This window comes from Streptomyces sp. NPDC036764, assembly GCF_055609385.1.
In genome coordinates this window covers 22,995-38,810 of record NZ_JBVJPT010000019.1, presented here as the reverse complement: position 1 = coordinate 38,810, position 15,816 = coordinate 22,995, and the positions used below count along the sequence as shown (strand labels likewise).

Genomic DNA, 15,816 nt, shown 5'->3' with positions numbered 1-15,816 from the left:
GCGCCTCAGGCGGCGGTCATTTCGCGAGCCGAATTACTCGGCACCGCCCTGCTCGTCCTGCTTGGCGCGAAGCGCGTCCACGGTGCGGACGAGCTTCGACGGGAGCGCCTGGAAGACCTGAGCAGCCTGGGTCTGCTTGCCCTTCAGGGCGCCCGCCAGCTTGGCGAGCAGAACCTCGCGGGACTCGAGGTCCGCAAGCTTCTTGATCTCGTCGGCGGACAGCGCCTTGCCGTCAAGGACACCGCCCTTGATGACGAGGTTCGGGTTGTCCTTGGCGAAGTCACGAAGACCCTTCGCCGACTCCACCGGGTCACCGGTGACGAAGGCGACCGCCGTCGGACCGTTGAACAGGTCGTCGAGCGTGTCGATCCCGGCCTCGTTGGCCGCAATCTTGGTCAGCGTGTTCTTCACCACGGCGTACTGGGCGTTCTCACCGAGCGAACGACGCAGCGTCTTGAGCTGCGCCACGGTGAGACCCCGGTACTCGGTCAGCACAGCGGCGTTCGAGCTGCGGAACTGCTCCGTCAGCTCGGCTACCGCGGCAGCCTTGTCGGGCCTTGCCATAGAGCGTCGGCCTCCTTCCGGGTGATGGGACCGCTCAGAAGGGGCTGAGGAAAACGAAACGCCCCGGCGCAGGCGCTCGGGGCGTAGCTCGACCGGGCATTCACAGCGTGAGCAGCGAACTCCGGGAGCACTTCCACAGTCACCTGCGCGGGTCGTCCGCGGTTCAGCGGATCCTTCGGTCACCGCACTCTCTTGCGAGCGCACGGCAACGACCAGCGGTCTTTGGCTTCTGTAGGAGAGTACGGGACGCGGTCACCGTGAGGCAAATCGGTCCCTACGGCCGTCAGCTCCCCTTCTTCTCCAGCGGCTTGCGCAGGTCCGCGGTGTCGTCGGGGCGGGGTGCGCGGACCGTCACCGGCTTGCCGTAGTCGAGGAAGGCGAAGGTGAGGTCGAGCTCGCCGTGCCGGCCGAAGCCCTGGGTGCGCAGCCGCCTGACGTGGTCGTCGCCGTCGACCCAGACGTCCAGGGCGAGTTCGTCCACACCCGCCTTCTCGTACTGGTCGAGGCTGCGCTTGCGGCCCTCGCGGGTGGCCTTGTCCTCGATGTCCTTGAGCTCGGCGCGGAGCTCGTCGACGGCGGCCGTTCCCGTGTAGTGCGTGGTCTCGGTGCCGTCGATCCTCTCGCCGCCGACCCGCTTCACGTCCGGCGCGCCGGCCAGGAAGGCGGCCTCCCGGGCCGGGTTGCGGCCGACCGAGTCGCGCAGGGCGCCGACGTCCATGCGCAGCCCGCCGTGGGTGGTGAAGTGGGCGGCCGGGCCGTAGCCGATCCAGTGCCGGCCGCCGATCTCCTCGACCATGTCGCCGGTCGCGCTGCCGTACAGCACCCCGCCGACCAGGCGCAGCTCGGTCTCGCCCCGCTCCTCGCCGCTCAGGTTGGCCGTCGTCAGGCTGGCCGTCAGCGGCTTCGCGCGGACGGTTCCCTCGTCGGCTATGCGCCCCCGCTCCGGGAAGCGGCCGGTCACCTTGTAGTGCAGCGACGTGACGCCCTCGGTCTTCTCCACGGCCCGCGCGACGGCGTCGGCCGCCGAGGAGCCCGCGCCGGCCTGCTCGGCGCCGGCTCCCGTGCCGCAGCCGGCCAGGAGAAGCACGACGACGGGCACTGCGGCCCACGCGGCGGCAGTGACGGAAAGCCTCATCGATTCCCCCCAAGGAACGCTTGGCCGGCGCACGGTGGGCGCCCGGCAAGATCGGGAGCGTAGCCCAGGAACCCCGAACAGCTCTGCGAATACCTACGCGCGCAGGCTCACGTGGTCCCGCCGAGGGTCCCTTCCTTCAGCAGTTGCTCCAGGTCCGCGGTGTCCCCCGCCGGAGGCTTCTCGACCGTGGCCCGCACGCCGTAGTCGCTGTAGTAGGCGGTCTGGGTCAGCCGTCCCGTGGCCGTGCGGCCCTTCTCGACCTTCTTGACCAGCAGGTCCCGGTCGTCGACCCATATGTCGACGGTCTGCGAGGTGGCGTCCGTGACCCGGACCGTGCCGGAGTAGCGCGTGGTGCGCTCACCGCTCACCGTCTCCTCACCGACCTTGCGTACGTCCGTGGAGGACAGCAGCAGCTTCACCGAGGTGTGCGGGGCGGTGCCGCGCATCTGGTCGGCGAGATCGGCTCCGGAGCTGCCTGCGAGGCGCTCCAGGTCGTCGTAGGCGTACTTGATCCAGTGCTTGCCGTCGGTCTTCTCGGCGAAGGCCTCGCCCATGCGGGCGTAGTAGGCGTCGGGGAGATAGCGGGCCTGCATCGAGGTGGTGCCGAGGCGGCGCATCGTCTCGGCCGTGGTGCCGCCGGTGTAGGTGATCGTCAGGGCGCCGGTGAGGCCGTGGTGCCAGGCGAGGGTGCCGTGGGCCTTCATGGACAGGGCCGAGCCGACCGTGGTCGTCGAGCGCACGCGCGCGGAGTCGGCACGGTCGGTGGACCGCTCGACGGTGCGCAGGGCGGCCGTCACGGCCCGGGAGGGCGTCGGGCGGTCCCGCTGCTCCTCGGAGCGGTCGGAGGAGGTGCAGGCGGCCAGGGCCGTCAGCGCGGTCAGCAGCGCTACCCAGAACGCCGACCGGCGCGCCCTCGTGCTCGTCATCCGTCCCCCCTGTGCCAACCCCGTGAATGCACGTTAACCCAGGGCACTGACAAGCGGGGGAGGCAAAGGGGACGGGCCCCGCACCCGGGAAGGGTGCGGGGCCCGTCGTCGAGCCTGGTGAGCCGTTGGCTCAGACCGCGGCCGGGTCCTCCTCGACGAGGAGGTTGCGGGTGCGGTTCGGGTCGAGCGGAATGCCGGGGCCCATCGTGGTGGTGATGGCGGCCTTCTTGATGTAGCGACCCTTGGCGGCGGACGGCTTCAGACGGAGGATCTCCTCCAGCGCGGCGCCGTAGTTCTCCACCAGCTTGGCGTCGTCGAAGGACGCCTTGCCGATGATGAAGTGCAGGTTCGAGTGCTTGTCGACGCGGAACTCGATCTTGCCGCCCTTGATCTCGGTCACGGCCTTGGCCACGTCCGGGGTCACGGTGCCGGTCTTCGGGTTCGGCATCAGACCACGCGGGCCGAGGACACGGCCGAGGCGGCCGACCTTGCCCATGAGGTCCGGGGTGGCGACGACGGCGTCGAAGTCCAGGCGGCCCTTCGAGACCTCGTCGATCAGCTCGTCGGCACCGACGATGTCGGCGCCCGCGGCACGCGCGGCCTCGGCACGGTCACCGGTCGCGAAGACCAGGACCCGGGCGGTCTTACCGGTGCCGTGCGGAAGGTTCACGGTGCCACGGACCATCTGGTCGGCCTTGCGCGGGTCGACACCCAGACGGAAGGCGACCTCGACAGTGCCGTCGAACTTGGTCGTGGACGTCTCCTTGGCGAGACGGACGGCCTCGAGCGGGGCGTAGAGCTTGTCCCGGTCGACCTTGGCGTCCGCAGCGCGGAGAGACTTGCTGCGCTTGCTCACTACTGCTCCTGGGTTTTCTTAGGAGTTGTGGTCCGGGCCGAGCAGGCCCCGCCACTCACTTCTGCTTGGGGGGTTGAGATCAGCCCTCGACCGTGATGCCCATGGAACGGGCGGTGCCGGCGATGATCTTGGACGCGGCGTCCAGGTCATTGGCGTTGAGGTCGGGCATCTTGGTGGTGGCGATCTCGCGGACCTGCGCCTGGGTGATCTTGGCGACCTTGGTCTTGTGCGGCTCGCCGGAGCCCTTCTCGACACCAGCGGCCTTGAGGATCATCTTCGCGGCCGGCGGGGTCTTGGTGATGAAGGTGAAGGAACGGTCCTCGTAGACCGTGATCTCCACCGGGATGACCCAACCGCGCTGCGACTCGGTCGCGGCGTTGTAGGCCTTGCAGAACTCCATGATGTTGACGCCGTGCTGACCCAGCGCGGGGCCGACCGGCGGAGCCGGGTTGGCCGCACCGGCCTGGATCTGGAGCTTGATAAGCCCCGTGACCTTCTTCTTCTTGGGAGGCATGCTCTCTCCGGGTCCTTAGTGAGAGGTGTTCCGCCGCCATCCGTACCGCTGGTCACCTTGGACGGTGAACGACCGGATCATCCGGATGGAGGCATACCGCACAACGATAACGGGTAACGCGTCAGGGCCAAAACCGGCAGCTCAGGCCACCGGTCGCCCGCCCCCTGACAGCGGTCGGCCCATACGGCCCGTGCCCCGGACGGGAACGGGCCCCGGCCGCCACGCGTCGGCCCGGGCCCGCAGGGGGCGGGAGCGGGGTCAGCAGCGCTTGGCCGTGGTGGCCTGGCCCGGTACCGGGTCGCCGGGGGCACGCAGCGAGCCGATGGCCGAGGTGCACTCGCTGATCGTGTCGGCGGGGAAGGACCAGAACTCCTGGCTGTTGGTGGCGTTCCACCAGTCCTGGCCGACGATCTCGTCACGGGAGTAGCTGTAGACACCGGCGCTGACGTCGTAGTCCTTGATCTTGTCGCGGAAGCTCTGCCAGACCCAGACGTAGCCGTAGTTCGCCTTGCACCTGGGCGAGTAGAACTGCTTGACCGAGGCAGCGTGCGCGCCGCCGCGGTTGATGTAGGCGGTGGCGCCGATCTGGTAGGCGTCGGAACAGACTCCGGCCGCCTGCGCCTTGGCGCTCAGCGGGTTGCCCGCCTCGGACGGGGCGGCCGAACGGGCGGTCAGGTTCTGCTTGTTGGGAGACGGGGCGGGCCCGGTGCCGGCGACCGCGGAGGTCGTCGGCAGCAGGACGCAGGCGGACGCGGCCGCCACGACCAGGATGGTGCGAGTGCGCATGAGGAAGTTCCCCCACTTCTTGGTCGGCGCGGGCAGCGAGCAGCGCAGGGCAAACCGCCACAAAGAGTTGGAGATCACCGTGAAGAACGCTGTCCACGCGTTTCGGTCATCAAGTCAGACCGGCAGGGGCGTCCGATGGTTGTGGTGCAGCACACATTTATTGGGAGCGAGGTCGGTACATGCGCTGACGCACACGACGAAAGGGCCCCCCACCAGCGGAATCCGCCGGCCGGAGGCCCTTCGTGAGAGCTGCTGTGCCGCTAGTTCTTCTGAATCTGGTCGAAGGAGAGCTCGACCGGAGTCTCGCGACCGAAGATCTCCACGAGGCCCTTGACCTTCTTGGAGTCGGCGTTGATCTCGTTGATCGTGGCCTGGAGCGTGGCGAACGGGCCGTCGGTGACGGTGACCGAGTCGCCCACCTCGAAGTCCAGGACCTGGACCTCGACCTTGCGCTGCGGGGCGGGCTTGCCCTCGGCCTCGGCGGCCTCGCGGGCGGCCTTCTCCTCGGCCTCCGGGGCGAGCATCTTCACGATCTCGTCCAGGGTCAGCGGGTACGGGTCGTAGGCGTTGCCCACGAAGCCGGTGACGCCGGGGGTGTTGCGGACGACGCCCCAGGACTCGTTCGTCAGGTCCATGCGGACCAGGACGTAACCCGGCAGCTTGTTCTGCTTGATCGTCTTGCGGTCGCCGTTCTTGATCTGGACGACCTCTTCCTGCGGCACCTCGGCCTGGAAGATGTAGTCCTCGACGTTCAGCGAGACGGCGCGCTGCTCCAGGTTCGTCTTCACGCGGTTCTCGTAACCGGCGTAGGTGTGGATGACGTACCACTCACCGGGCAGCGTGCGAAGTTCCTCGCGCAGGGCGGCGACGGGGTCGACCGGCTCGGTCTCTTCCTCGGCGGCCTCTACCGCGTCCTCGACGTCCTCTTCAGCGTCCTCGACGTGCAGCGCGGCCTCCTCGGCCGGCTCACCCGCCTCGGCGTCGGCAACCTCGACCTCGTCCAGGTCCTCGTCCGCGCCCTCGACGATGTCGAGCTCGTCTTCCACGGACTCGTCCGGCTCGACGGCGTCGTTCAGGTTCTGGTCAGACACGGTGGCTGCTTCTTCCTGGATACATAGGGGTGGAACATGCGAAAGGGGCGCCGGTAACCAACGGCGCCCTTCGCTCTCGGCTCAGCCAAAAACGTACTTGGCAGCGTGGTCGAGCCCATAGTCAATCACGGTCACCAGGGCGATCATGATGGCGACGAAGAAGATCACCACGGTGGTGTACGACGTCAACTGATTGCGCGTCGGCCAGACGACCTTGCGAAGCTCCGCGACGATCTGGCGGTAGAAGACGGCGAGCCGCTTCAGCGGGCCCTTCTTCGCGCGCTTACCGCCCTTGCGGGCCTTCTTCTTCTCCTGCGCCTCATCCTGGGCGTCAGGCGTATCGATGGAGCCCACGGCGTCCGCCATCCGTCCTCACCTGATCCCGGGTCGTGGCCGTGCCGCGCCCGGTCTGAGCCGCACGGCGTTGCAGTGCTGTACGTACATGCGCACACATCCTGGCGAAGGTGTGTGTAGCAGGGCCGGAGGGACTTGAACCCCCAACCGCTGGTTTTGGAGACCAGTGCTCTACCAATTGAGCTACGACCCTTTGTGTGCCCCCCAACGTACCGCATCCGGGCGAGTGCTCGCTGTGCACCGTCCGAGTGCGGCCTGCTGAAGGCCAACGAGGTGAGAGTGTACGTGGTCCTGGGCGCGTCGTCGAACAGAAAGTGCCCGCTGGGGGCTTGATAGCCGAAAGATCGCCGGGGGTTCGGCGGGGTCGCGACGCAAGATCGCCCAGGCCGCGGGCCGGATCCGGACGGATGTTCAGCCGGTGTTCAGTCCGTGAAACCCGTGTGCCGCGCGCGTTTCCTGTCTGAAACGATGGGTCCCATGAGCGCTGCAACCCCTTCCACCGAGCGCCGGGTCTCCGCCCGAGTCGGCGCGATCTCCGAGTCCGCCACTCTCGCCGTGGACGCCAAGGCCAAGGCCCTCAAGGCCGCCGGGCGTCCGGTGATCGGCTTCGGCGCCGGTGAGCCCGACTTCGCGACCCCGGACTACATCGTCGAGGCGGCCATCGAGGCCTGCAAGAACCCCAAGTACCACCGCTACACGCCGGCAGGCGGTCTGCCCGAGCTGAAGGCCGCGATCGCCGCGAAGACGCTGCGCGACTCCGGCTACGAGCCCGACGTCTCGCAGATCCTCGTCACCAACGGCGGCAAGCAGGCCATCTACGAGGCCTTCGCCGCGATCCTCGACCCGGGCGACGAGGTCATCGTCCCGGCGCCGTACTGGACGACCTACCCGGAGTCGATCCGCCTCGCGGGCGGTGTCCCGGTCGAGGTCGTCGCCGACGAGACCACCGGCTACCGCGTCTCCGTGGAGCAGCTCGAGGCGGCCCGTACGGAGAAGACGAAGGTCGTCCTCTTCGTTTCGCCGTCCAACCCGACCGGCGCGGTCTACACCGAGGCCGAGACCGAGGCGATCGGCCGCTGGGCCGTCGACAACGGCCTGTGGGTGCTGACCGACGAGATCTACGAACACCTGGTCTACGGCGAGGCGGCCGCGGTCTCCCTGCCGGGGCTGTTCCCCGAGCTGCGGGACAAGTGCATCGTGGTCAACGGCGTCGCCAAGACATACGCCATGACGGGCTGGCGGGTCGGCTGGGTCATCGGCCCGAAGGACGTGGTCAAGGCCGCGACCAACCTCCAGTCCCACGCGACGTCCAACGTCTCGAACGTGGCGCAGGTGGCCGCCCTGGCCGCCGTCTCCGGCGACCTGGAGGCGGTCGCGAAGATGCGCGAGGCCTTCGACCGCCGCCGCAAGACGATCGTGCGGATGCTCAACGAGATCGACGGCGTGGTCTGCCCGGAGCCCGAGGGCGCCTTCTACGCGTACCCGTCGGTGAAGGCCCTGCTCGGCAAGGAGATCCGCGGCAAGCGCCCGCAGAGCAGCGTCGAGCTGGCCGAGCTGATCCTGGAGGAGGCCGAGGTCGCGGTCGTCCCGGGTGAGGCCTTCGGTACGCCGGGCTACCTGCGGCTGTCGTACGCGCTCGGGGACGAGGACCTCGTCGAGGGCGTGAGCCGGATCCAGAAGCTGCTCGCGGAGGCCACGGACTGACGTCCGCCTTCCGCCCATGGGGTCGCCTCCGAAATTTCGGGGGTGACCCCATTTCTTTGTGCGAGCAAGACCACTAATGGGGAAACGGCTACCGGGACGGCGCGGGCGTACGGCAGGATCCTGGAATGGAGCGTGTACGTGATGTCTCTGAGCTGCCGAAAGCCCATCTGCACCTGCACTTCACCGGTTCGATGCGGCCGACGACCGTGCTGGAACTGGCCGACAAATACGGTGTGCGCCTGCCCGACGCGCTGACCGACGCACTGACCAGTGGGGAGCCGCCGAAGCTGCGGGCCACGGACGAGCGCGGTTGGTTCCGCTTCCAGCGCCTGTACGACGCGGCGCGCTCGTGCCTGCGGCAGCCGGAGGACATCCAGCGGCTGGTCAGAGAGGCCGCGGAGGAGGACATCAAGGACGGCTCGGGCTGGCTGGAGATCCAGGTCGACCCGACGTCGTACGCGCCCCGGCTGGGCGGTCTGATCCCGGCGCTGGAGATCATCCTGGACGCGGTGGAGACGGCGTCGCGGGACACGGGCCTCGGGATGCGCGTCCTGGTCGCCGCGAACCGTATGAAGCACCCGCTGGACGCCCGCACACTGGCCCGGCTCGCGGTGCGCTACGCCGACCGCGGGATCGTCGGCTTCGGGCTGTCGAACGACGAACGCCGGGGCATGGCCCGGGACTTCGACCGCGCCTTCCACATCGCCCGCGAGGGCGGCCTGCTGTCGGCCCCGCACGGCGGCGAGCTGACCGGCCCGTTCTCGGTCCGGGACTGCCTGGACGACCTGGACGCGAACCGGATCGGCCACGGGGTGCGGGCGGCTGAGGACCCGCGGCTGCTGAAGCGCCTCGCCGAGCGGGGCGTGACCTGTGAGGTGTGCCCAGCCTCGAACGTCGCCCTCGGCGTGTACGAGAAGCCCGAGGACGTCCCGCTGCGCACCCTGTACGAGGCGGGTGTGCCGATGGCCCTCGGTGCCGACGACCCCCTGCTCTTCGGCTCGCGTCTCGCCGCCCAGTACGACCTCGTGCGCCACCACCACGGCTTCACGGACGAAGAGTTGGCGGAGCTGGCCCGGCAGTCGGTGCGCGCGTCGGCCGCGCCGGAGGACATGAAGGGCAAGCTGCTGGCGGGAGTGGACGACTGGCTCGCCTAGCCCGCGCCGAGACCGGCTAGCCCGATCCGCCCGGCTCACGGGGCGGCGGTCAGTCGGCGATGCCGGCGAGCAGCGTGCGGGCCAGCCGGGCGGCGAACTCGTCCACCGGCGGCCGTACCGCCTCCCTGGTCGCGTCGTAGGCGAACGCCCGCTGCGCGCAGGCCCCCATCAGCAGCGACGCCGCGGCGAACGTGTCCGCGTCCGTACGGACCCGGCCCAGCTCCTGCTCGGCCCGCAGGTATGTGTCGAGTTCCTGGATCGGCACATGCGGGCCGGCGCCCATCTGCCGTATGGCGTCGTCGTGCCGCCGCTTGAGCTCGGTCTGCGCGTACAGCGACGCGGCGATCGGGAAGCTCTGCTCGTAGAACAGCGCTGCCTGGCGGGCGATCTCGGTGAGGTTCTCCTGGAGGGAGTGCCGGCCGGGCTCGGCCGCGAGGTCGCTGATCAGCGGGCGGAGCGGGGGCAGCCGCTCGGTGAGCACGCGGATGAAGAGCTCCTCCTTGCTGGCGAAGTGCTTGTACAGCGCCGCCTCGGAGCACCCGGCCGCACGCGCGATCTCCTTCGTCGTGGTCCGCGCCAGCCCGATGGTGAGCATCAGGTCGTGGGCGGCGTCGAGCAGTCGAACGCGGGTGGGTCGGTTTTCCATGAAACGTCCAATCGCCCTTGACGGGTGGGTGAGTACTTACTCACTCTAGAAGAAATAGGGGTGAGTGAATACTCACCCACCCGAATCCGGGAGGCGTCATGAAACTCACCGTCTTCGGTGCCACCGGAGGCACCGGCAAGGAGATCGTCCGCCAGGCGCTGGACGCCGGTCACGAGGTCACGGCGGTCGTACGGGACCCCGCCCGCTTCCCCGTCACCGGCGACCGTCTGGAGGTGTTCCGCGCGGATCTGACCGACGCCGAGGCGTTGCGCCCCGCCGTCGCCGGACGGGACGCGGTGCTGTCCGGGCTCGGCGCCCGCAGCCGCAAGGACGCCGGGATCGCGGCGCGTCTGACCCGTACGGTGCTCGGCGCCCTGGAGGCCGAGGGGGTGCGGCGGCTGGTCGTGGTGAGCGCGGCGCCGGTCGGCCCCGAGGCGGAGGGCGACGGCTTCGTCGACCGGGCGGTGCGCGGCATCGTCTCGGCGGTCCTCAAGGACATCTACGTCGATCTGCGGGAGATGGAGGCCGAGTTGGCCCGCAGCGCCACGGACTGGACCGCCGTACGGCCGCCGCGCCTTCAGGACAAGCCGCTCACCGGCTCGTACCGGAAGGTCGTGGGCGGGTTCCCGGTGCGGGGACGCTTCCTGGCGCGCGCCGATGTGGCGCACGCCATGCTGGCGGCGGTCGGCGACCGGGCGACCGTGAAGCAGGGGGTGGGCGTCGCCTACTGAGCCGGGGCCGGGGGCCGGGGCTGCGCTACAGGCTGACGCCGACCGTCACCGGCTCGTTGACCAGCGTGATGCCGAAGGTCTCGCGGACGCCGGCGACGACCTCGCGGGCGAGCGCGAGGAGGTCCTCGGTGGTCGCCTCGCCGCGGTTGGTGAGGGCGAGGGTGTGCTTGGTGGAGATACGGGCGGGGCCGGTGCCGTACCCCTTGGTGAAGCCGGCCTTGTCGATGAGCCAGGCCGCGGAGGTCTTGGTGTGCCCATCCCCCGCCGGGTAGGCGGGCGGCTCGGCGCCGTCGCCGAGGTGCTCACGCACGCGCGCGTGGAACGCCGCGAACTGCTCGTCGGTGAGGATCGGGTTGGTGAAGAAGGATCCGGCCGACCAGGTGTCGTGGTCTTCGGGGTCCAGGACCATGCCCTTGCCGGTACGCAGCTTCAGCACCGTCTCGCGGGCGTCGGCCAGGGGCACGCGGTCGCCGACCTCGACGCCGAGGGCGCGGGCCGTCTCGGCGTACTTGACGGGGGCGGAGAGCCCGTCGGCATCCTCCAGCCGGAAGCGCACGCGCAGGACGACGTAGCGCTCGGGGTCGGCCTTGAAGCGGCTGTGGCGGTAGGAGAAGGCGCAGTCGGCGTTCGGGACGACGACCGTCTCGCCGGCCCGGCGGTCGTACGCGATCACCTCGGTGATCGTCGAGGAGACCTCCTGGCCGTAGGCGCCGACGTTCTGGATCGGCGTGGCGCCGGCGGAGCCGGGAATTCCGGCGAGGCACTCGACCCCGGCGAGACCGGCCTCGACGGTGCGGGCGACGGCGTCGGTCCACACCTCGCCGGCGGCCAGTTCGAGCGTGGCGCCGTCCAGCTCGAAGCCCTTGGTGGCGATGACGAGTGCGGTGCCCGCGAAGCCCTTGTCGCCGATGACCAGGTTCGATCCGCCGCCGATGAGCAGCAGCGGGGTCCCGGCGGCGTCGGCCTCGCGCACGACGTCGATCACCTCGGCGTCGGAGGTGGCGGTGACCAGGCGGGTGGCGGGGCCGCCCAGCCGGAAGGTCGTGAACGGGGCGAGGGGGGCGTCGTGGAGTTCCTGCACGCGCTCAAGACTACGAGACGGCACCGACAGCCCCGGCACCCGTGCGGAGTGCCGGGGCCGCCGCGCGCTCCACGCGCGCGTGGCGTTCACGTCAGCCGTCGGAAGGCCTCCGTCCAGTCGATCGGCAGCTCCTCGCTCGGCACCTGCCAGGTGGCGAACTTCGCGTCCCGCATCAGCCCCGCGAGACCCCGCGAGGTCGGGGCATGGGTGCCCGAGCGGGCGAAGTCCTTCAGCGCCGCGGGCGACTCCCATGCGGACAGCGTCCAGAAGGTCCGCTTGAAGGGTTCGGCCTTCAGGGAAGCGCCGTACGCGCCGGGCGCCCGGCTCACCTGCCACCACACGCCCGGCGTGCGGGCGAAGAAGCGGAGCGCCCCCCAGAGGGTGCGGGTCTCGAAGCGGGAGGCGAAGACGTGCGCCTCGGTGCCTGGCGGTGCAGGGTTCGGGACGGTCCAGGGAAGGGTGGGCATGACTGCTCCTCGTGTCCTCGTGGTCCGGGTCGGTATTGCCGTGGGGTGGGCTCAGCCGGCGGCCGTCTCCAGCACCCGCTCCGGGGCCTGCTCGGCCGGGCTCGCGTCGGCACGCCGCCGCGACGGGATGATCAGGGCCGCGACGCCGGCGAGGGCGACGACGGTGGCGCCGGTGACCAGGGCGGGCCGCAGGCCGTCGACGAAGGTCTGGCCGCTCTCGTAGCCGCCCTGCGCGGAGAAGATCGACGCCATGACGGCGATGCCGAGCGCGCCGCCGACCTCGCGCAGGGCGTTGTTGGCGCCGGAGGCGATGCCCTGTTCCGAGGCGCGGACGCTGGACATGACCAGGTGGGCGGCCGGGGCGAAGAACAGGGCCATGCCGACGCCGCTGATGATCAGGCCGGGAAGCTGGGCGGCGTAGGAGACGTCGACGGTGACCGCGGACGCCAGGTAGGCGAGGCCGGCGGCCTGGAGGAACAGTCCGGTGGCGACCACGGGCCGGCCGCCGATGCGGTCGGCGAGGATCCCGGCGATGGGCGCGACGAGCATCGGCATGCCGGTCCACGGCAGCATCCGCAGCCCCGCCTCGGTCGGCGAGTAGCCGAGCACGATCTGCATGTACTGGCTGAGCAGGAAGATCGACCCGAACATGCCGAGGAACATCAGCATGCTCGCGGCGTTGATCCCGGAGAACGCCCGGGAGCGGAACAGCCGCATCGGCAGCATCGGGTTCTTGGCGCGCGTGCTGTAGAGGACGAACCCGACCAGCAGCGCACCTCCGGCGAACAGGCCCGTCAGGACCAGGCGTCCGGTCCAGCCGTCGGCGGGGCCGCGCACCAGGCCGTACACGATCCCGAAGAGACCGCCGCTGGCGAGGAGCGTGCCGGGGATGTCGAGCCGGGCACTGGTGCCGTACGACTCGGCGAGGCGCAGCCGGGCGAGCGGCAGCAGGGCGATGCCCAGCGGAACGTTCAGCCAGAAGATCCACTGCCAGGAGATGTGCTCGGTGAGGCTGCCGCCGATGAGCGGCCCGGACGCGATCGCGAGCCCGTTGACGGCACCCCAGATGCCGTACGCCATCCCGCGCTTGGCCGCGGGCACGGCCGCCGTCAGCAGGGTCAGCGTCAGCGGCATCATGATCGCCGCGCCGGCGCCCTGCACCGCGCGGGCGGCGATCAGGGAGTCGATGCCGGGCGCGAGGGCCGCGGCGGCGGAGGCGACGGTGAAGATCGAGATGCCGATGACGAACAGCCGCCGGCGGCCGAAGCGGTCGCCGAGGGCCGCGCCGAACATCAGCAGGACGGCGAAGGTGAGTGTGTACGCACTCACCGTCCACTCCAGGTCGTGCAGCGCCCCGCCCAGGTCCTCACGGATGGAGGGCAGTGCGGTGGTGACGACGAGATTGTCGAGTGCGGCCATGAACCCGGCGACGCTGGTGATGACGAGAGCCCATACGGCCCCGCCCGCACGGGCTGTCCGCGCGTTCTGAACGGTGTGATGTGACATCGCTCCCCCTGGGGTGATGCGTTCCACTTACATGGATAGTTATTGATCACTAACTTTGGCGGTCATAAAAAAGCAGGGTGACCCTCGCCACCCCGCTCCTACTCCCGCTCCTCGTCCTGCCCCGCCGGATCCATCCCGGCCCAGACTCGGTGATCCGGCGGAAAACCCATGGCCACCAGGCAGTTGATGAGCATTCCGTACGCCATGAAGGTCGTCGTCTCGCCGACGTCGGCCCCCAGCGGCACATGGACGGTGTCCCACAGACGGGTCCAGCCGGCCCGCACCACCTCGCCGAACTCGTGGTCGCCCTCCTGCTCGGCGGCCGCCACGGCGAGATACATCTGCATCTGCATCATCAGCCGCTCGGGCTCTTCCGAGACGACCTTCCGGTAGGCGTCACCCATGGCATGCAGGGCCTCTTCACCCTCCAGCCCCTCGGAGGCCTCCTCGAACATCCGGATGGTGTCCTCCACGCAGCGCGCGGCCGCCGCCAGGAAGATCGCCTTCTTGCCCGGGAAGAGCCGGAAGAGATACGGCTGAGAGACCCCGACCCGCTTGGCGATCGCCTCGGTGGACGTGCCGTAGTAGCCGCCGCGGGCGAACTCGGTCATCGCCGCACGGACGACGCTCTCGCGCCTCTCCTCTGCACTCATCCTGGCCATGCAAGTAAGTTAGTACTCAATCACTAACTACGTCAAGAGGGCGGCTCACCGGCATGCGTAAGGGGCGCCCCACCATGGAGAACGCCCCTTACCTCGCGGCACGCGCGTGCCGTTCACGCGAGCTGTACGACCGCCCGCGACATGCCGAGCACCTTGCGGCCCTCGCTGACCACGGTCAGGTCCACGCGGACCTTGTTGTCGTCGAGCTTGGCCGCGACCTTGCCACTGACCTCGATCGTGGCGCCCTGGTCGTCGTTCGGCACGACGACGGGCTTGGTGAAGCGGACGCCGTACTCGACGACCGCGGCCGGGTCGCCGGTCCAGTCGGTGACCACACGGATCGCCTCGGCCATGGTGAACATGCCGTGCGCGATGACGTCCGGCAGCCCGACCTCCTTGGCGAACTTCTCGTTCCAGTGGATCGGGTTGAAGTCCCCGGAGGCGCCCGCGTACTGAACGAGCGTGGCACGGGTCACGGGGAAGCTCTGGGCGGGCAGTTCGGTGCCGACCTCGACGTCACCGTATGCAATCTTCGCCGTCATGGCCGCTCAGCCCTCTCCCTCTTCGGCGTCCGCCCCACGGGCCACGAGCTTCGTCCAGGCGGTCACGACGTGCTCCCCCGCCTCGTCGTGGACCTCGCCGCGGATGTCCACGATCTCGTTGCCCGCCATGGACTTGACGGCCTCGATGGTCGAGGTGACGGACAGCCGGTCGCCGGCGCGCACCGGGCGGCTGTAGGCGAACTTCTGGTCACCGTGCACGACCCGGCTGTAGTCCAGCCCGAGCTGGGGGTCTTCGACGACCTGTCCAGCGGCCTTGAAGGTGATGGAGAAGACAAAGGTCGGCGGGGCGATCACATCGGGGTGACCGAGCGCCTTGGCGGCCTCCGGGTCGATGTACGCCGGGTTGGTGTCCCCCACGGCCTCCGCGAACTCACGGATCTTCTCCCGGCCCACCTCATAGGGCTCGGTGGGCGGGTAGCTCCGCCCCACGAAGGACTGGTCGAGCGCCATGGCTCGGTACCTCCTGCTGTCTGCTGCGGTTGACCTGCTGGTTCGCCTGACTGATGCGCCTGGCTGATGCGCCTGGGCCGGCCGGAACCGGCCGGTAACCGGGCCCGAAACGACGCGAGGCCGCCCCCACTGTGGGGGCGGCCTCGCGTACGAGCCTGATTTATCGCGTTTCGCGGTGCGCGGTGTGCGCGTTGCAACGCGGGCAGTGCTTCTTCATCTCAAGACGGTCCGGGTTGTTACGCCGGTTCTTCTTGGTGATGTAGTTCCGCTCCTTGCACTCCACGCAGGCCAGCGTGATCTTCGGGCGGACGTCGGTGGCAGCCACGTGAGTGCTCCTTGACGAACGGATGGGACGGTTTAACGCATAAAAGAGTAGCCGATCGAAGGACCGACCCCGCAATCGGCTACTGTCAGTAGCGGTGACCGGACTTGAACCGGTGACACAGCGATTATGAGCCGCTTGCTCTACCGACTGAGCTACACCGCTGTGATGCGATCGGTCCCCGCCGAACGACGGGAACCTCCCACACCAGAGCCCCAATACGGAATCGAACCGTAGACCTTCTCCTTACCATGGAGACGCTCTACCGACTGAGCTATTGGGGCGAGCGATGAAGACATTACAC

General features: G+C 69.4%; 19 protein-coding genes and 3 tRNA genes. 3 read left to right on the top strand and 19 right to left on the bottom strand.

The annotated features are described in order from the left end of the window. Window positions 1-33: 33 nt before the first annotated feature. The 9 genes from rplJ to ACZ69Q_RS41230 all read right to left on the bottom strand — a co-directional run bounded on the left by rplJ (window position 34) and on the right by ACZ69Q_RS41230 (window position 6,419). Window positions 34-564, bottom strand: coding sequence for a 50S ribosomal protein L10 (gene rplJ, locus ACZ69Q_RS41270; RefSeq protein WP_147995144.1), 531 nt, complete (start codon window positions 562-564; stop codon window positions 34-36). A gap of 283 nt (window positions 565-847) precedes the next feature. Beyond that, window positions 848-1,699: an SCO4651 family lipoprotein gene (locus ACZ69Q_RS41265; protein ID WP_471052967.1), complete on the bottom strand. Its 852-nt coding sequence runs from the start codon at window positions 1,697-1,699 to the stop codon at window positions 848-850. A gap of 107 nt (window positions 1,700-1,806) precedes the next feature. Further along, entirely contained in the window at window positions 1,807-2,625 is an 819-nt protein-coding gene (locus ACZ69Q_RS41260; RefSeq protein ID WP_471052963.1) for an SCO4651 family lipoprotein, read from the bottom strand. Between the two features lie 130 nt (window positions 2,626-2,755). Next, window positions 2,756-3,481, bottom strand: a complete 726-nt coding sequence (gene rplA / locus ACZ69Q_RS41255; RefSeq protein ID WP_471052960.1) for a 50S ribosomal protein L1 — start codon at window positions 3,479-3,481, stop codon at window positions 2,756-2,758. 79 nt (window positions 3,482-3,560) lie between these two features. Continuing rightward, window positions 3,561-3,995 carry a 50S ribosomal protein L11 gene (gene rplK / locus ACZ69Q_RS41250; RefSeq protein ID WP_030359033.1) on the bottom strand — a complete coding sequence of 145 codons (435 nt, stop codon included), beginning with the start codon at window positions 3,993-3,995 and terminating at the stop codon, window positions 3,561-3,563. 258 nt (window positions 3,996-4,253) lie between these two features. Continuing rightward, entirely contained in the window at window positions 4,254-4,781 is a 528-nt protein-coding gene (locus ACZ69Q_RS41245; RefSeq protein WP_471052957.1) for a hypothetical protein, read from the bottom strand. A 260-nt stretch (window positions 4,782-5,041) separates the two neighbouring features. Continuing rightward, window positions 5,042-5,872, bottom strand: a complete 831-nt coding sequence (gene nusG, locus ACZ69Q_RS41240) for a transcription termination/antitermination protein NusG (RefSeq protein WP_471052954.1) — start codon at window positions 5,870-5,872, stop codon at window positions 5,042-5,044. An 81-nt stretch (window positions 5,873-5,953) separates the two neighbouring features. Beyond that, the gene (gene secE, locus ACZ69Q_RS41235) at window positions 5,954-6,238 is read right to left on the bottom strand and encodes a preprotein translocase subunit SecE (protein ID WP_471052952.1); all 285 of its coding nucleotides are present in this window, start codon (window positions 6,236-6,238) and stop codon (window positions 5,954-5,956) included. A gap of 108 nt (window positions 6,239-6,346) precedes the next feature. Further along, window positions 6,347-6,419 (bottom strand) — tRNA-Trp (locus ACZ69Q_RS41230). Window positions 6,420-6,703: 284 nt separating this feature from the next. On the opposite strand from ACZ69Q_RS41230, the gene ACZ69Q_RS41225 reads away from it, so the two are divergent. Together ACZ69Q_RS41225 and ACZ69Q_RS41220 are read left to right on the top strand one after the other, a co-directional pair. Continuing rightward, the gene (locus ACZ69Q_RS41225; RefSeq protein ID WP_471052949.1) at window positions 6,704-7,930 is read left to right on the top strand and encodes a pyridoxal phosphate-dependent aminotransferase; all 1,227 of its coding nucleotides are present in this window, start codon (window positions 6,704-6,706) and stop codon (window positions 7,928-7,930) included. 125 nt (window positions 7,931-8,055) lie between these two features. Then, on the top strand, window positions 8,056-9,084 hold the full coding sequence (locus ACZ69Q_RS41220) for an adenosine deaminase (RefSeq protein ID WP_471052946.1): 1,029 nt from the start codon (window positions 8,056-8,058) through the stop codon (window positions 9,082-9,084). 49 nt (window positions 9,085-9,133) lie between these two features. Here the strand turns inward: ACZ69Q_RS41220 and ACZ69Q_RS41215 are convergent, their stop codons facing one another. After that, on the bottom strand, window positions 9,134-9,730 hold the full coding sequence (locus ACZ69Q_RS41215; protein WP_471052943.1) for a TetR/AcrR family transcriptional regulator: 597 nt from the start codon (window positions 9,728-9,730) through the stop codon (window positions 9,134-9,136). A gap of 98 nt (window positions 9,731-9,828) precedes the next feature. Between ACZ69Q_RS41215 and ACZ69Q_RS41210 the strand changes: the two genes are divergently transcribed. Further along, entirely contained in the window at window positions 9,829-10,461 is a 633-nt protein-coding gene (locus tag ACZ69Q_RS41210) for an NAD(P)-dependent oxidoreductase (protein ID WP_471052940.1), read from the top strand. Between the two features lie 25 nt (window positions 10,462-10,486). Here the strand turns inward: ACZ69Q_RS41210 and ACZ69Q_RS41205 are convergent, their stop codons facing one another. The 9 genes from ACZ69Q_RS41205 to ACZ69Q_RS41165 all read right to left on the bottom strand — a co-directional run bounded on the left by ACZ69Q_RS41205 (window position 10,487) and on the right by ACZ69Q_RS41165 (window position 15,796). Continuing rightward, window positions 10,487-11,542: a UDP-N-acetylmuramate dehydrogenase gene (locus tag ACZ69Q_RS41205; RefSeq protein ID WP_471052938.1), complete on the bottom strand. Its 1,056-nt coding sequence runs from the start codon at window positions 11,540-11,542 to the stop codon at window positions 10,487-10,489. Window positions 11,543-11,628: 86 nt separating this feature from the next. Further along, window positions 11,629-12,009 (bottom strand): DUF3291 domain-containing protein, encoded by a 381-nt coding sequence (locus ACZ69Q_RS41200; RefSeq protein ID WP_471052935.1) that lies wholly within the window; start codon window positions 12,007-12,009, stop codon window positions 11,629-11,631. A gap of 51 nt (window positions 12,010-12,060) precedes the next feature. Next, the gene (locus tag ACZ69Q_RS41195) at window positions 12,061-13,515 is read right to left on the bottom strand and encodes a DHA2 family efflux MFS transporter permease subunit (protein ID WP_471052932.1); all 1,455 of its coding nucleotides are present in this window, start codon (window positions 13,513-13,515) and stop codon (window positions 12,061-12,063) included. Window positions 13,516-13,613: 98 nt separating this feature from the next. Next, window positions 13,614-14,177 (bottom strand): TetR/AcrR family transcriptional regulator, encoded by a 564-nt coding sequence (locus ACZ69Q_RS41190; RefSeq protein WP_471052929.1) that lies wholly within the window; start codon window positions 14,175-14,177, stop codon window positions 13,614-13,616. 113 nt (window positions 14,178-14,290) lie between these two features. Beyond that, window positions 14,291-14,719, bottom strand: coding sequence for a MaoC family dehydratase (locus ACZ69Q_RS41185; RefSeq protein ID WP_432193417.1), 429 nt, complete (start codon window positions 14,717-14,719; stop codon window positions 14,291-14,293). Between the two features lie 6 nt (window positions 14,720-14,725). Next, window positions 14,726-15,190, bottom strand: a complete 465-nt coding sequence (locus ACZ69Q_RS41180; RefSeq protein WP_471052926.1) for an FAS1-like dehydratase domain-containing protein — start codon at window positions 15,188-15,190, stop codon at window positions 14,726-14,728. Between the two features lie 160 nt (window positions 15,191-15,350). Further along, complete coding sequence (gene rpmG, locus ACZ69Q_RS41175) at window positions 15,351-15,515, bottom strand: 50S ribosomal protein L33 (RefSeq protein ID WP_003948671.1); 165 nt, start codon at window positions 15,513-15,515, stop codon at window positions 15,351-15,353. Between the two features lie 89 nt (window positions 15,516-15,604). Then, a tRNA-Met gene (locus ACZ69Q_RS41170) sits at window positions 15,605-15,677 on the bottom strand. A gap of 46 nt (window positions 15,678-15,723) precedes the next feature. Next, window positions 15,724-15,796: transfer RNA gene (locus tag ACZ69Q_RS41165), tRNA-Thr, on the bottom strand. Window positions 15,797-15,816 lie beyond the last annotated feature (20 nt).

Excerpts from the sequence above, each read along its gene's own strand:
- ACZ69Q_RS41185 (WP_432193417.1), bottom strand. The coding sequence starts at position 14,719 with ATGACGGCGAAGATTGCATACGGTGACGTCGAGGTCGGCACCGAACTG.
- ACZ69Q_RS41220 (WP_471052946.1), top strand. The coding sequence starts at position 8,056 with ATGGAGCGTGTACGTGATGTCTCTGAGCTGCCGAAAGCCCATCTGCAC.
- secE (WP_471052952.1), bottom strand. The coding sequence starts at position 6,238 with ATGGCGGACGCCGTGGGCTCCATCGATACGCCTGACGCCCAGGATGAG.
- ACZ69Q_RS41195 (WP_471052932.1), bottom strand. The coding sequence starts at position 13,515 with ATGTCACATCACACCGTTCAGAACGCGCGGACAGCCCGTGCGGGCGGG.
- rplJ (WP_147995144.1), bottom strand. The coding sequence starts at position 564 with ATGGCAAGGCCCGACAAGGCTGCCGCGGTAGCCGAGCTGACGGAGCAG.
- ACZ69Q_RS41260 (WP_471052963.1), bottom strand. The coding sequence starts at position 2,625 with ATGACGAGCACGAGGGCGCGCCGGTCGGCGTTCTGGGTAGCGCTGCTG.
- ACZ69Q_RS41200 (WP_471052935.1), bottom strand. The coding sequence starts at position 12,009 with ATGCCCACCCTTCCCTGGACCGTCCCGAACCCTGCACCGCCAGGCACC.
- ACZ69Q_RS41180 (WP_471052926.1), bottom strand. The coding sequence starts at position 15,190 with ATGGCGCTCGACCAGTCCTTCGTGGGGCGGAGCTACCCGCCCACCGAG.
- ACZ69Q_RS41225 (WP_471052949.1), top strand. The coding sequence starts at position 6,704 with ATGAGCGCTGCAACCCCTTCCACCGAGCGCCGGGTCTCCGCCCGAGTC.
- ACZ69Q_RS41210 (WP_471052940.1), top strand. The coding sequence starts at position 9,829 with ATGAAACTCACCGTCTTCGGTGCCACCGGAGGCACCGGCAAGGAGATC.
- ACZ69Q_RS41245 (WP_471052957.1), bottom strand. The coding sequence starts at position 4,781 with ATGCGCACTCGCACCATCCTGGTCGTGGCGGCCGCGTCCGCCTGCGTC.
- ACZ69Q_RS41265 (WP_471052967.1), bottom strand. The coding sequence starts at position 1,699 with ATGAGGCTTTCCGTCACTGCCGCCGCGTGGGCCGCAGTGCCCGTCGTC.
- ACZ69Q_RS41190 (WP_471052929.1), bottom strand. The coding sequence starts at position 14,177 with ATGGCCAGGATGAGTGCAGAGGAGAGGCGCGAGAGCGTCGTCCGTGCG.
- rplK (WP_030359033.1), bottom strand. The coding sequence starts at position 3,995 with ATGCCTCCCAAGAAGAAGAAGGTCACGGGGCTTATCAAGCTCCAGATC.
- ACZ69Q_RS41215 (WP_471052943.1), bottom strand. The coding sequence starts at position 9,730 with ATGGAAAACCGACCCACCCGCGTTCGACTGCTCGACGCCGCCCACGAC.